Raw genomic sequence first — 15,074 nt, forward strand, 5'->3', positions numbered from 1 at the left:
TATTTATCAAGAATAGAAACTTTTAAGGGCTCAGACCTAAAAGAACGACTTTGCTGATGTGTTTGATTGGCACAATATGCCAATTAAGAGGCTGTTTTGAACCATAGATCTGTAGAAAGACAGCAGAAGCGTTTTTCAGATAGACGTGAACTTGGTCTCCAATAACTAAAGAACAATCTGCAGGCTTATATCTCGGTATGTCGACCAGTGCCTAGCGACACGCATCTCTCACTGAGAGTGAGTGTACTTAAACTCTCCCTGATATCACACGCCTGGAATGCGCCGCCAGTAAGTGTGGTACGGTGCATCATAACTTCCGGAGCGAACCTGCCCTGCCCTACATATACAGAGTTTTTTCTGCCTCAATTTGTAATGATAAATATTTGTGCAATTAAGTACTTTACTTGGCTGTCCACCGTATACCAACAACAACTTCATTTCCTTTCTATGTCTGCCTCCAATCAATCACCAGCACCAATCATCGACAACCTGAGTAATCTTGAGAATCCATTCCGCTGCACCAGCTTTTCCGCTAGTCATTATCTCAGTAAGCAGATTCCTGGTGCGGATACCGATCTGGAGTTTACGCTCAAGTTTCTTTACAGCTACAACGGTAGCCAGGCAACGTTTAATAGTTATCGCCGCGAACTTGAACGACTACTGCAGTGGGCTTGGGGTATCGAAGAAGTTTCAATCTTGTCACTCAAGCGTGAGCATATAGAGGATTTTGTTCAGTTCTGTATTGAACCGCCACTTGCCTGGATCGGTACAAAGAATGTCGCCCGGTTTAAAACTAGAAACGGCGAACGTGTTGTTAATTCGGATTGGCGACCATTCGTAGTCAGTGTATCTAAGGTTGAGTTTCGTTCAGGTAAGACACCATCCGCCAAGGACTTCCGGCCATCTCAGGCGGCCATCAAGTGTATCTTTACCGCACTGTCTTCTTTCTTCGACTTCCTCTTTCAGGAAGGCTTGGTTCCCGCCAACCCTGTGGCATTGATCCGGCAAAAAAGTAAGTTCATCCGGCGTGAGCAACAAAGCCAGGTAGTTAGGCGCATCAGCAATCTGCAGTGGGATTATGTGTTGGAAACTGCTGAGGTTATGGCCGAGATGTCACCACTTGAGCACGAGCGTACATTGTTCATTATGAACGCCCTATTCGCTATGTATCTGCGTATCTCTGAGCTGGTTGCCGATGAAAGATCGGCACCCGTTATGGGTGACTTCAAGAAAGATCGCGACGGAAACTGGTGGTTTCACGTCACCGGTAAGGGTAATAAAGGCCGAGCCATTACCGTGTGCGACCAGATGTTAAGTGCCTTAAAGCGCTACAGAATCCACTTGCAGCTCCCTGCTCTGCCCAGCATCAATGAGCAGACACCCTTGGTGCAAAAATCTCGCGGCAAGGGACCTGTCACCAGTACACGTCAAGTTCGACATATCGTACAGAACTGTTTCGATGCCGCTTACAAACGGATGGTTGAAGAGGGCCTTGGTGAAGACGCGGAAGACTTGAAAGCTGCCACGGTGCACTGGCTAAGACACACTGGAATCTCCGAAGATGTGAAATATCGTCCCCGGGAACATGTTCGTGATGATGCAGGCCATGCAAGTATGGCCACAACCGATCGCTATATTGATTCCGATATGCGGGAACGGCATGAAAGCGGACGAAGCAAGCGGGTTAAGGAGGGGCGGTAAAACTACTGCCCTAATCTACTAACAAGTATGCCCTATTCGCCGAGGCGTTTGTATTATGCACGCGGTTGCTGTGCAGGATCTTCTTATGCGTAATTGGGAGGATACAAAAGCCTGCGTACTAAAGGCCTTTTTAGAGTTACTATCTAGTTAGACATCAATCATTTTGCGTTAAACAAGGGGATTATTTATAGATGTTGTGAATTACAAGATAATCACTAAAGTCTAACCTTTTACTTTCACCTCAAGATTCTGTTAGGCAAAAAAAACATCAATACCAATGAAAGAAATAAAAATATATTTATAGAAAAAAGGGCGTTTTTCAGACCAGTATTTGCGGCTCTCGAAACTATATCTGAATAAGCTAATCTGATTTTTTCTGGCAACTCTGAGACATACTTTTCTTCTTCAGGGACAGAGATACTATTAAATATATCTTCTAATTTGACAACCTCTTCCTGGCGAGTTCTATCTGATAAGGTTTTTCCCTCTATATTGGCATACGAGTCTGCCATACTTGTATATACGGATCCAAAAAGTATAGAACCCGCAAAAGCAACAGCAAAACCTTGCCCTAATATTTCTTTCATAGTTTCAGTTAAACCTGACGCTGCTCCACTATTTTCAGGTTTAACATTCATCATCGTAACTCCCGTATATTGGGCCATTATTAATCCGCCCCCTATTCCCGTAATAATCATAGGAACTAGCAACACAAGAGGTGTCATATCCATTCTGGCCAACTGCCCGGATAACCATATTCCCAGGAGCATGCAGATTGCACCAAAAATCAGAATCCATTTTGGTGCAATTTTTTTTCCGAGGGGTGGAGTTAAAAATGATAATATCGCTAAAATTGCTGTGAATGGTAATGTTGTTAGGGCCGTTGAGAGCGAGTCCATCTGAACACCAGCCTGTAGATATACAGAAACAACAAATAGAAACCCCGCATTTACCAGAAAAAAGAAGCCACCAATGAACAATCCTAATGAAAATGATATATTTTTAAACAGGGTTAAATCTAACAATGGGACTTTCCCCTGCTTCTTCAATCTAACACATCGAACAATAAACAAGAATATTGCAATTAGACTCACCCCATAAATAATTGGAACAACTGACAGCTCTCCAAAGGTAATAGTGTTTCCAGCGATTACTAATGGCCTCTTCTCCCACAACCAACCATACTGCCCAGCAAGAGTTGTGCTTACTAAGAAGAAACCAAAACCTAGCGTCGACAAGATGACACTTCTGACATCTATGCTTATCGTTTTATCGCCTTCTGTTTCAGGAAGGGAATAAGCCATCAATAAAGTAATTATTCCAAATATAGGAGATAAAGAAAGTGATACGCGCCAATTAACATTGTCAGCTATTAAACCAACAATTACTGGAGCTAATGCCGATACAGCTGAAAGAACAGCTCCATAAACCCCAAAAGCCAACACCCTCTGGCTACCATGATAATAATTCATGATTAAAGCGATTGATGTGGGCACAACCATAACCATCCCCAGAGGCCAAATAATGGCCCACCCTACAATGAAAATAAGGGTATTTGGGCTTAAAATGACAATTATCATCCCAAGAACATAAATGGCCACTCCAATAGAAAATATTTTCTTTTCTCCATATTTATCACCGAGCCTTCCTGCTGTCACCATTAATGCCCCACCAATTAACGAAGCAGAAACAATAACGGCCTGTAAGGTTGAAACCGTACTTTGAAGGTCATTTACGATCGGAGATATAAGAACATTTACACCAAAAGTTGTTATATAAAGCATCACATTTGACAGAGAAATAACAATCATTGGAAACCAGCTGCGCTCAACTTTTGACATTTTATTTAATCTTAAATTAAGAGCTGAAATACTAAGACTAATGATAACTAGTTAATCCATGGAGGAATAATATCCCGTTGAAACACCTCATCTTGTGTTTCAGGTCGCTTAATCCAGCTAGCTTTATGGCCACTCACCAATAGCATACCCGGTCGAGGGAGAGCGTTAAAATTACACGCATAGGTTTCTATATATGAACCAGTATTGAGGAACGCCAATATATCTTTTGCAGCAACTTCTGGCATCATGACTTGCTCAGCAATACATTCATAATTACACGTTATTCCTACAACATCATATGGAGCATACTCGGGTGAATTTGCTCTGTTGGCTAATAAAATATCAAATGGAGGATTTGTATTTAAGCTGCCTATACCTAGGAAACACTCAGAGGTATCAGTCTCTATCCAACTGCGGGCAATATAGTTTCGTTCCAATTTTATGTTATGAACTTTTGTTAAATGGATAGCAGTTTCATTGTGGAGTGCTCTTCCTGGTTCAATCTCAAGTACAATCCCTTCGGTTGAAAGACCTAGCTTTTGCATTGATTTTCTAAATTGCTTAGTAATCAACTTTGCATAATCTTTAGGTGTAGGAGTTTCATAATCCGTTACCGGGACTCGGGTCTCATGATCATTAGAGGCTGCAAAGCCACCACCCACTGAAACTATTCTCGGTACCCAATCCCCTCCCATTAACATACTTATTTTACCTATAAGTGATGCATAGTCTCTCATTAAAGCCTTCCAGAAGGCCGCTTTCTTAGAATGGCGTCCTGCATGAGTATGTACGCCTATGAGATCACACCATTTCGAGCTTTTAAGCTGTGGAATCATATCTACAAGCTCACTGTGAGGGATACCATACTTAACAGTTTGTGTCATTTCTCGAATAGTACGATCAGGGTAAAAATCTGAATTTAGATCAAGATTCTTTAGCCAGGGCTTGACTCTAAGTATTACAGTAGCTTTCTTTTTTAAAAATTTAGCTTCCTGCTCACAATATAAAAGCTCTATAGGACTATCTAAAACAATGGGAATACCTAGATTTATAGCTTTACTTATAATCTCTCGTCCCTTAATAGATCCATTTACAGCTATATCCTTTAATGGAACGTTTCCTCGAAGAGCCAGCTCCAACTCCCCCTTACCGAAAGTGTCACAACCGGCTCCTTCTCTTGTCAGTATTTTACGTATTGCTGTAACAGGATTTGCCTTAATCGCGGCCATAATTCTGACCTTACCCTCAGGCCATTCAGACTCAAATGCCTTCCTATATGATCTTAAGTTTTTAACCAAATGGTTTTCTGATACAACAAATAATGGGGTTCCATATTTCTCAGCAAGCTCAACCGTATCACAGTCTTCAATGAACAAATGGCCATGCCTAACGGATAGAAATTTATTTAAATATTTATATTCCATGCAAAGTCCATTTAAAGTAAATTAAACTATAAAATCCTCATTTGTATATCACAGGCTTGCCTTACCCATAGCTAAAGGCCATTCAGTCTTTTGTTTTTCTCCCTTACGCTTAGCTACACAATCCGCCAGCCAACAGAGCAGTTTCCAACTAATACCGCATGCTATATATGCGTCTCTATGTGTAGAGTCTAGGTATGGAGCATATTCACATACATCAGCACCAACAAGATCAATGTCTCCATTTTTTCTGAGATATCGAATAATGTCCCATATTTGTCTAGACTTTAGTCCAAAGGGCTCCACCGCTGAATTGGAAGCATTATCCGTAGCGTCAAGGCTATCGAGATCTAGAGTGAAATATGTAGGTCCATCTCCAACAACCTCTAAAATCCTTTCTGCAATTTTGTCCGTCCCCAGCTCAAATACTTGATCGGCAGTATAAGTAGTTACGCCAAAATTTTTTGCATGTCCACCAACCAAGGCTGTCATCCTTCCCCGGATACCCATAGTTATCATACGTTCTGGGTCGAGATATCCCTCTGCCATATTTTTTGTGAATTGATTGCCAGAGTGATATGGATAGTTAAAATCCGCGAAGGTTACCAGGTCATAATGCGCGTCGAAATGAATCAAACTTAATGGGCCAAATTTTCTGCCGAGAACATTAATTGGTGCATAGCTAATTGTATGATCACCACCCCAGGTAAATGTGACACAGTCATTATCTAGAACTATCTTTTCATATTCCTGGATTATTTTAGATACCTCATCAGACAAATCAAATCGCCCGTAAGTATCAATATTTCCATAATCTATGATTCTACATGTATCGAAAGGTATATCCCAACCTCCATCAGGATTTGGTTCGATAGTCCCCATGGCATTCTTTGAAAACTCACGAAGGACTTTTGGACCATATTTATGAGATGCATTCATCGGCGCAGCCTTTTCTAAGGGCTGGCCAACTATTACGAGGTCTGCATTTTTACAGTCCCGAGAGTAAGGCGACATAAAGCCACCTAAATAATCCTTGTTTAGGTTACCAACAACTTCTAATCCAACGCCGCCCATCTTACCCATTCTTTGTAGGTGAGACGCTACTTCCGGGTCTATCCCATCAGAGCTTCTAGAATGTTTCCATAAATCCTGAAGACGTGCTTTTTTCTCTTTCGACATTTCTGGATAAGGGTAATTCCTTTTACTCATTTTTACGTCCACTTAAATAACAATATGAAACACCTTAAATTATATCTAAGTATGAGCCAATTTATTGAATGCAGAGATAGAAAGCCCTGCACTAAAACCACCATCAACATTAATGGCTTGACCATTGATAAAGGTACAGTCATGTGACGCTAGAAAATGTATCAAAGCGGCAATTTCATCTGGATGTGCAATGCGTCCCAAAGGAACAGCAACTTTTTCCATAGCTAATTGCGGTTCGCCGCCTTCTGCTTGGGCCATTGGTGTATCAACGGAAGTTGGGCATATGGCATTTACCCTAATATTTTGTGCCCCTAACTCCAATGCTGCTGTCTGTGTAATACCAACAACTGCCCATTTTGATGCAACATATGGAGCAAGGTAAGGAACGCCAGATTTTGCGGCGGCTGAAGCAACATTGACTATGGAGCCACCATACTTCATATGAGGTGTGGCGTATTTTATACCAAAAACGACTCCCATTGTATTGACGCTGTAGTTTGCCCCAAAGTCATTGCAATCTACGTTAAGCAGCGTTTCATATCCTTTGTTTATGCCTGCACAATTAACCAAAGTATCTATTTTCCCAAATTTTTCTGCTGCGTAATTCATTAATTCTTTTACTTGTGACTCACTTGATACGTCTGTTTCAACAAAGTCGCCGCCTTCTATATCCCGAATTGCATTATCCCCACTACCAATACCCGCTATAATGACGTGAGCGCCAGCCTTATGGAAACGTTTTGCAGTGCTCAATCCAATTCCTGAGTTTCCTCCAGTTATCACTGCCACTTGGTCATTAATATCAAAGAATCTATTCATAGCTTATGTCTCCAAAATTCGGTTTTCCTAGGAACTGTTAGTTTTCGGCTGCTATCATTTTTTTGTTAAGGTTTTTGACCTTTTAATTGGATTAATTTTTTCAAAAGAAATGAGTGAGGAAGCGCAAGTGCTGAGCATTTTGAATGCTCACATGGAAATCTTATTCAATACAATATAATTATATGAACCTAAAAGTAAGCTATTACCTCTTAAATATTACTAAATTCCTGGAGACAAGCCTCCACTTACAGGTAATACAACACCTGTAATATACGATGCCTCATCACTTGCTAAAAAAGCTATTGCCGCAGCAACCTCAAAGGGTTCTGCTGGGCGCCCTAACGGTATAGATGAGTTTTCTTGTTCGGCTGCCTGAGAAATAGAAATTCCTTCGCCTTCAGCTATTGCCGCATAAGCTTGCTGCAACATATCTGTATTGATTGCACCAGGTGCTACAACATTAACCCTTATGCCCTTGTCTGCATATTCTAAAGCTAAAGCTTTGGTTGCACCTACCAATGCATGCTTTGTAGCTATATAAGGATATGGCATACCCGCAGAAACCCCGATACCAGCTGTAGATGCAACATTGACTATTGCCCCAGAACCCTCTTTTTCCATTATCTTCAGTACTCCCTTACACATAGATAATGCACCTTTTACATTGATGCTGTAATTAATATCCCAATCCTTATTCTCATTTTCATTTAAAATGGCGGATCCAAATCCAACCCCAGCGTTATTGACTAAAATATCAATTCGACCAAATTTATCTGCCAGGTCATTAACTGCATTATCTATTTGATCAGGTTTTGACATATCTATAAATATATATGTAGCCTCCCAGCCACTAGATTCTATTTCTTTAACATTACATTCAAGGCTATCCTTTGACTTTTCTCTCCCTGCAAGGATCACAGTTGCTCCTAATGAGGCTAGTTTTATTGCTACAGCTTGACCCAACCCTTTTTGCTTGGTAGCACCAGTTATAATCGCGATCTTACCTGAGAGTTTTTTCATAAAGCAGGCTCTGAGATTAATAGCTAGTTATATAGTAGCTAACTACCTAATTGTTTAAATATAAATTTAGAGCTAGATTTTAATTTACTACAATTAATTTTTTGGATAAATCATAAAATTATAGTTTGTAATTCTCCTTTGATACCCATCTATACTTTGACCAACAGGTTAATATAACTGGAAGAAAATATGAATGCTGATGCACAAACGAGAAAAACAAGTGGAGATTTTTTAAGTTACTGCATTAGAAGGATATGGAAAGCTGAGGGGGCAAGCGATGAGCACTGCAATGCGGTGGCAAATGCATTAATGATCGGAATATTCCAGGGCAAACTAAATCAGGGACTCGGTGTTTATGAAGCCATAGATTTGACCCATAAAATGGGAATGTTGGATATCAAAGCTGAACCTGAGATCGTTGATGAAGGTCCTACTTGGGCATCAATTGATGGTAAACGCTCATCTGGATACTATACGATGACGAAAGTTGCCCAGACTGCGATCAAAAAAGCAAAAGAGCAAGGCATTTCAATAGTATTTGCTCATAATCATAATGATGCTGGCAGTTTTGGCGCATACACGTGGCTTGCTCATCAAGCCGATTGTGTAGCACAAGCGTCGAATAACTCTGTACCCATGTGCTCCCCACTGGGCGGTATGGGAAATACAATTGCCGTACCGCCGCTTGATGCCATAGGCCCAAGCGGAGAACAGCCACCGGTCTGGATGAGCACGAAACTGTGTGAGTGGTATGATGCAGATACTGCACAGGCTGTTTTGCAAGGTACCAAGCTTAAATATAATGCTGTAATTGACCCGGATACAGGTGAGCTGGGTAATGATTTGGCTCCTTATGCAATTCCAGTCGAGGGATATGGTCGTGTATATGATCAGACCTGCTTCCAGAATCTTCACGAACCCCGGGTTTATATGCTGAATCTATGGAACGAGTTACTAACAGGCATCATAAATCCTAGAGGTATCATAACCCCAGAGGTTCCCACTTTAGCAGACTTCATAAACGGTAAGGCACAGGCTACCTCAGTAGGTGGTAGTTACTATATATGTATTGATCCCTCTAAATTCGGCCCTATTTCCGAAGTAAAGGCTAAGTCTGATCGTTTTGCGAAAGCTATACAGAATACTCCCCCGTTACCGGGCGGTAGAAACTGTCGTATGCCAGGTGGTACTGGTTGGAAGAAGTTAAATCAAAAGTCTGATGAAGTTGAAGTACTTGAAAGTCACTGGGTTCCATTTTTTGAAACCCAAGCCGGCCGACATGGTTGGAGTGAGGAAAGCTTGAAAAAGGAATGGGAAGCGCAGCGGGAATAACGAGGCTATTCATATTTATTACATCAAATTAGATTGGTTTTAAGCTCTACTCTGGCCGCTTCTGCAGCTTTCTTTATAGTGATTTACATGCTTGGACTCGATCCATCAACAACGGACACATCATTTGTCTACCAGTTGATCTTCAATTTCGTCTAGGCTGAGATAAGCATTAGGGATGTTAATAGCGGAATTTCTGAGATTATGGCCGAGACATCGCCAACTGTTCACGATCTATCCTTATTCATTATGAGCAGCCTATTCGCTATGTACTTGTGAATCTCTGAGTTGGTTGCCGTTTAAAGATCGTTACCCGCTATGGGTGATTCCAAGAAAGATTGCGGCGCAAACTAATGGTTTCACATTTTAGGTAAAGATACAAAGGCTGTACGATCACTGTTTGCGACCAAATGCTTAAGGCGGCTATTGTCCACTGGTTTCGCCATACTGGTATTTCTGAAGGTTTGAGGTACCGTCCCCGTAAGCATATCCGTGATGATGCGGGAACGGTATGAGAGCAGGCGAAGTAAGTAGGTTAAGGAAGTGCGGTAAAACTACCACCCTACTCTACTGGCAGGTATGCACTATTCCAAATTGAAACGATTGTGGCTCACTAGTGGGCTTGAACCTGCAGGATATTAAATGACAGTAATAATAAGGTATAGATGTTTAAGCTATATTTTTTAGGGTCAGCTAAGCTGATATATCAAGAGTAAGCTGTCGCGGGATATCACCAGATGAGTGATTTATGGAGCAGCAAATCTATCTACGCGCCATATGAACAAACTGCAGTTACTAATTGAACTCAAGCAATATGAAAGCCAAGTCAATTTTAGCCAGAGTGCTAACTGTTATCTCAATATGCATAGTTATCCCAGCCTGCTCTCAAAGAATAGCTAGCTCAATAGAAAAAGCTGAAAACTTTTCCTTTGTTGACAGAATAACTCCCGAACGTATTAAGAAGTTAGACTTTAGGAAAAATGAATATTGCCCATCTAAGAAAAAGGTATGTATAAGCTATTATTACGGCTCACCTTTAGACGAAAATAACCTTAACTACTCTGTAACATTAAACCGTGGCGAAAGAGAAAATATCGTTAAGATTAACTTAAATAGAAATTCTTTAGATCGAAGTTACTTTGGTACCGTAGTCTTATTGCATGGATTCCGTACTTCAAAAGAGTTTATGTTGGATTCTGCTCTATATTTCCGCTTTCTTGGATTTCAGGTTATTGTTCCGGATCTTCTCGGTCACGGTGATACTGGTGGCAGGAGGAAATATGGAGTAGATGATAGTCAATATATTAGTGCTCTTATCGACAACCTAATTGAAGAAGGGACTATCAAAGGTGGAAAAATATATATTGTAGGAAGCTCTATGGGAGCCTTAACGGCATCACATATTTCCACTTCAAGATCAGATATCAGTGGAATCATTCTTTTAGCTCCGATGCTGCAATTTGATGAGGCTGTATACAATTATGCAAAAATTGATCACCCCATACTTAGCAGGATTATCCCTGAGAGAGACATACGCAACGGGGCGATTTTGGCTCTTAGAAAATCTAACATAGATTTGAAGGATACAAACATAAAACCCCTCTTAAAATCCTCACAGACTCCGACTCTACTAATACTCTCAGATTCAGACCAAATTTCACCATATACAAGTTACAAGCAGTTGAAGAAAGATAATATCAAAATATTCAAAATTAATGGCAGGTTTCATCCAAGCATGAATACAATAGGTAATATCGAGCATAATGCAATTGTTAAATGGCTAAATACTATTCAGTAATACTGTCTATAAACTTTTCGGATATATTCAAAATTTAAATATCGTTGGGTGAATCTGCCAGAGGCAAAGCGAGATAGAGTAGTTACCTTAGTTGATCCTATAAGTTTTTTTCATAATAAGCTTGGATAAGCCACGACCACGACTACCTAATGACCAAATAAAGGTCATGTTTTTGGGTGTTCCCACACACTGTCTGGTCGATAGCGATATGGAAACAACCATTAATCAACGACTGCTATTATTTGAGTTTGAGTAAATGTCTGCTTACATCCTACTCGCCCCTTGACTCATAAAGGAGATGTGCATGAAGAAGCATTCATTCTTATTCATAATGATTTTGATTGCTCTTGCCTTAATAGGGTTTAACACAGCGGCTGAAGAAGGTAAGCCTAAGCCTCCTCAAAGTAGTGAGGGCAATATTTGTAGTAATGAATATGTCTTATGCACTTCCGCCCCTTGTATCCCGGACCCCAGAAATCCGGATTCAAATGCAATTTGCCAATGTGATGTTAACAAGGGTTTAAACTTCGGGATGTCAGCATGTAAAGCCCGGATTCCTGTAACTCACTCAACCGGTGTAAAAAAAGTCTTATCGACTTTTTCTTTCGCTCAGGCACCTACTAAACCAGTGCTTTCCTGTCCAGAAGGTAAACCTTGGACGGATTGCCTGGATCAACCCTGTATTGTCGACCCAATGAATCCACTCAAGGCCATTTGCACATGCAAAATAGTACGTGATCAGCCTTTTGTAACTTTTGGAGGAGACTGCGTTACGTTGACTTGTGATACCGGCTATTGGTCAGGCGCAACAGTAGGGTCCTATATTGGGGCAAGCAGGCAGCTGATGAAGGCTTTTGGTTTAGACCAGACACCTGCTAAATATTGTGCGGGAACAAAGGCGAAAGTCTCAGAGTGACCCAGGCTTGACTGGCAAGTCGCCCTACAGGCGTCTAATCTAATGCCAAGATAATATCTACTCTTCTAGCTCTCCCCCTTGCCATAACCTTATGAGGCTTCCTATGAGAAAAGCAACCAGTGAACAAGTAAGCGCAAAGGATCAAGCCAGACTTAAGGCTCCAACTGATTTGGGCGAGAACGCTAGGAGTAGCATTACTACTGCCGTCAATACGCTACTGGCAGACACCTTTGGCTTATACATGAAAACGAAGAATTTTCACTGGCATGTGAGCGGTCCGCACTTCCGAGACTACCATTTACTGTTTGATGATCAGGCCAGTCAAATTTTTGAGATGACCGATGTCTTGGCAGAGCGTGTGCGTAAACTGGGGGGAACCACACTTCGCTCCATTGGTCAGATCGCCAAACTACAACGATCTTCAGATAATGATGCGGATTATGTAGACCCACAAGATATGCTCACGGAACTTGCTGAAGACAATCAGCAAATGATTGCGAATATGCGCAAAGTCCATGAGCTTTGCGATGAGCATCGTGACATTGCAACTGCGAGCATACTGGAGGAGTATATTGATCAGGCTGAAAGGCGATCTTGGTTCTTATTTGAGGCTAGCCGGAGTTCAGGATTAACGCACCACTGAGCGTCGCCCCAAAAGACCCAATAATTTTGTGCTCTAGTTGAAGAAGGGAGTTGTTGTATTTTAGCGGACAACAATTCCTTTCTTACATCTCTACTAAAACTTCCACTTATTTACAGCGTAAAATTTACAGTTTCAGCCTCAATTTTCTATAAAATTTATCTCTCCAGTTATGGAACGACTGGATAAAGTGAGGGATACTTTATTGGGATTTCAGGTTTGCCCAGGTGGCTGAAATACCAATCTTTTCAACAAGGAAATCAATAAACACCCTGACTTTTGAAGTGAGTACATTAGATTTAGGGTAGACAAGCCAAATCGCTGCCTGGTCATCAATTCTGTAATCTGGCAGTACCCGAACCAGTGTGCCCTCTTCTAATTCAGAATAAATATTCCATAACGAACTCATACAAACCCCAACCCCGGCCTTTGCGGCTATACGCATGCTGGCGCCATCATCACAAATTACTCGAGACTTGCCTTTCGGTGGAGGAAATGATCCAGCTTGTTTATCACTTTCAGATATCAGCTTTCTGGGCTTTGAATTCATAAACACCAAAAGCTGGTGCCGAATGAGATCTTCAGGCGTATTTGGAGCACCGTATTTCTTTAAGTAGCTGGGGGAAGCGCACAGGATTCTCTTGTCTTCTGCAAGTTTACGTCCAATAAGACTACTGTCTTCTACGGCATAGTTGCGTAGGGCTAAGTCAAAGCCTCCCTCGATGAGGTTAACTTGTGTATCAGATAGCTTAAGCTCCACATTCACACCGGGATATCGCTCAAGAAATTCAGGCAGTATCGGTGCTACAAAGCGCTGTACAAATGTGCTTGAAGCCGCAAATCTTAGCGTTCCGCTCACATTTGAGCTGCCTTTACCCAAAGCTGCCAAGGCAGCATCTTCTTGGGCAAGGATCTCTCTAGCATAGGGAAGGAATTCGGCTCCTTCTGTCGATAAAGTGACCTTCCGAGTGGATCTATGGAATAGATCCGCCCCTAATTGAACCTCAAGCTTTGACAGGCGCGCACTGGCTACTGATGGAGCCAACCCAAGCTGACGCCCCGCGGAACTGATATTGAGCATGTCAGCAGCCAGCACAAAAAGCCTTATTCCGTTCGTATCCACCAATTATATCCAAAATCAGAATTCTGAATCCATTTATACCTCATTTATTCGTAATAAACAATGAATTAGGCTTTGACCAGCTGTTGAGTAGTTGCCTCAAAAGGTCTTGTAGCTAAGCAATAACAGGAAGTTCGTTCGCGATTAGAAGAGATCAATAGATGGTATTTTCTCTCTTCAGAACATTTATGGGATATGAGCCAACTGATCCCAATTGTGCAAAGGACATGGCAATGCCAACAACCATAACCCGCTGTGTCAACTATGTTGAAGGGGATGTTTTGTGACTTCTGGCCAAAGAGATAGAAAAGTTTGGTTTCCCGAAATCAATACTGGCTTCAATAGCGTATTTAAACCTGGACGACTTTCTATAGGCCTAGTCGTCCCTATTGAAAACTACTCGACAACCTCTGTGCCAACTATGGCAGATCATATTGAGAGAGTTCAACTCGCTGAGGAGCTGGGTTTTAGCGCCGTTTGGCTAAGAGACGTGCCGTTCAATGTGCCTTCATTTGGTGATGCCGGGCAAGTGTTTGACCCTTTCGTCTACCTTGGGTTACTTGCAGGTGCTACTTCAAAGATTAGCCTCGGCGTAGCGAGTCTTATTTTGCCATTACGTCACCCGGCACACGTTGCAAAAGCAGCTGCCTCAGTTGATCAACTCTCCGGAGGGCGACTTATCCTTGGCATTGCCAGCGGCGATCGCCCTGAAGAATATCCAACGATGAATGTTCCTTATAAGGAGAGGGGGGCGATTTTTCGTGAGAGTTACGAATACATTCGAAAAATAACAGCCCCCTACCCTCATTTTGAGAATCGCCTTGGGGCTGTATCTGGCGAAGTGGACCTTTTGCCAAAGCCTTATGGCCAACAATTGCCGTTACTAATAACAGGATCCTCCCAGCAGGCCCCAGATTGGCTAGCGAGCAATGGCGACGGATGGATTACATATCCCAGGCCCCATACAGAGCAGAAGCATTTTATTAAACAACTAAGAAAAAACATCTGCGAAGAAGGGGTCCCTGCCAAGCCAGTTATGGAGCCACTGTATATTGATGTTATTGACGACCCTGATTGTCCGCCACAACCAATACATTTGGGGTTTCGCATCGGCATCAATCAATTAGCTGCGTATTTGAAGTCAAGAGCGGCAATTGGCATTAATCATATTGCGCTTAATCTACGCTTTAATAAACGAGACGTACAAGAAACACTTCAACAGATTGCTACAAATATTCTTCCAGAGTTGAAAGGATAGGA

The 15,074-nt window shown here is 41.7% G+C and carries 12 protein-coding genes and 1 pseudogene; 6 read left to right on the forward strand and 7 right to left on the reverse strand.

Translation table 11 applies throughout. The annotated features are described in order from the left end of the window. The first annotated feature begins 372 nt into the window (after positions 1-372). On the forward strand, positions 373-1,701 hold the full coding sequence (locus MJO52_RS10930) for a tyrosine-type recombinase/integrase (RefSeq protein ID WP_252081694.1): 1,329 nt from the start codon (positions 373-375) through the stop codon (positions 1,699-1,701). 236 nt (positions 1,702-1,937) lie between these two features. Here MJO52_RS10930 and MJO52_RS10935 read toward each other — a convergent pair whose 3' ends face one another. From MJO52_RS10935 to MJO52_RS10955, 5 genes are all read right to left on the reverse strand, one after another. Continuing rightward, positions 1,938-3,542 carry an MFS transporter gene (locus tag MJO52_RS10935; RefSeq protein ID WP_252081695.1) on the reverse strand — a complete coding sequence of 535 codons (1,605 nt, stop codon included), beginning with the start codon at positions 3,540-3,542 and terminating at the stop codon, positions 1,938-1,940. Positions 3,543-3,589: 47 nt separating this feature from the next. Continuing rightward, complete coding sequence (locus MJO52_RS10940; protein WP_252081696.1) at positions 3,590-4,966, reverse strand: diaminopimelate decarboxylase family protein; 1,377 nt, start codon at positions 4,964-4,966, stop codon at positions 3,590-3,592. 48 nt (positions 4,967-5,014) lie between these two features. Continuing rightward, positions 5,015-6,172, reverse strand: coding sequence for an arginase family protein (locus MJO52_RS10945; RefSeq protein ID WP_252081697.1), 1,158 nt, complete (start codon positions 6,170-6,172; stop codon positions 5,015-5,017). A gap of 45 nt (positions 6,173-6,217) precedes the next feature. Then, complete coding sequence (locus MJO52_RS10950; RefSeq protein WP_252081698.1) at positions 6,218-6,991, reverse strand: SDR family NAD(P)-dependent oxidoreductase; 774 nt, start codon at positions 6,989-6,991, stop codon at positions 6,218-6,220. Between the two features lie 219 nt (positions 6,992-7,210). Next, positions 7,211-8,011, reverse strand: coding sequence for an SDR family NAD(P)-dependent oxidoreductase (locus MJO52_RS10955; RefSeq protein ID WP_252081699.1), 801 nt, complete (start codon positions 8,009-8,011; stop codon positions 7,211-7,213). Between the two features lie 189 nt (positions 8,012-8,200). On the opposite strand from MJO52_RS10955, the gene MJO52_RS10960 reads away from it, so the two are divergent. From MJO52_RS10960 to MJO52_RS10975, 4 genes are all read left to right on the forward strand, one after another. Then, on the forward strand, positions 8,201-9,343 hold the full coding sequence (locus MJO52_RS10960; RefSeq protein WP_252081700.1) for an Ldh family oxidoreductase: 1,143 nt from the start codon (positions 8,201-8,203) through the stop codon (positions 9,341-9,343). Between the two features lie 811 nt (positions 9,344-10,154). Continuing rightward, positions 10,155-11,138 (forward strand): alpha/beta hydrolase, encoded by a 984-nt coding sequence (locus MJO52_RS10965; protein WP_252081701.1) that lies wholly within the window; start codon positions 10,155-10,157, stop codon positions 11,136-11,138. A 304-nt stretch (positions 11,139-11,442) separates the two neighbouring features. Next, positions 11,443-12,054, forward strand: a complete 612-nt coding sequence (locus MJO52_RS10970; RefSeq protein ID WP_252081702.1) for a hypothetical protein — start codon at positions 11,443-11,445, stop codon at positions 12,052-12,054. Positions 12,055-12,157: 103 nt separating this feature from the next. Further along, complete coding sequence (locus tag MJO52_RS10975; protein ID WP_252081703.1) at positions 12,158-12,697, forward strand: Dps family protein; 540 nt, start codon at positions 12,158-12,160, stop codon at positions 12,695-12,697. A 199-nt stretch (positions 12,698-12,896) separates the two neighbouring features. On the opposite strand, the gene MJO52_RS10980 is transcribed toward MJO52_RS10975, so the two are convergent. Further along, positions 12,897-13,583: a substrate binding domain-containing protein gene (locus MJO52_RS10980; RefSeq protein ID WP_252081704.1), complete on the reverse strand. Its 687-nt coding sequence runs from the start codon at positions 13,581-13,583 to the stop codon at positions 12,897-12,899. Positions 13,584-13,646: 63 nt separating this feature from the next. Beyond that, positions 13,647-13,817, reverse strand: a pseudogene (locus MJO52_RS21435) (LysR family transcriptional regulator); the annotation flags it as partial. Between the two features lie 280 nt (positions 13,818-14,097). On the opposite strand from MJO52_RS21435, the gene MJO52_RS10985 reads away from it, so the two are divergent. Further along, entirely contained in the window at positions 14,098-15,072 is a 975-nt protein-coding gene (locus MJO52_RS10985; RefSeq protein WP_252081705.1) for an LLM class oxidoreductase, read from the forward strand. Positions 15,073-15,074: the final 2 nt, after the last annotated feature.

This window comes from Microbulbifer variabilis, from assembly GCF_023716485.1.
Classification (GTDB): Bacteria; Pseudomonadota; Gammaproteobacteria; order Pseudomonadales; family Cellvibrionaceae; genus Microbulbifer; species Microbulbifer variabilis_B.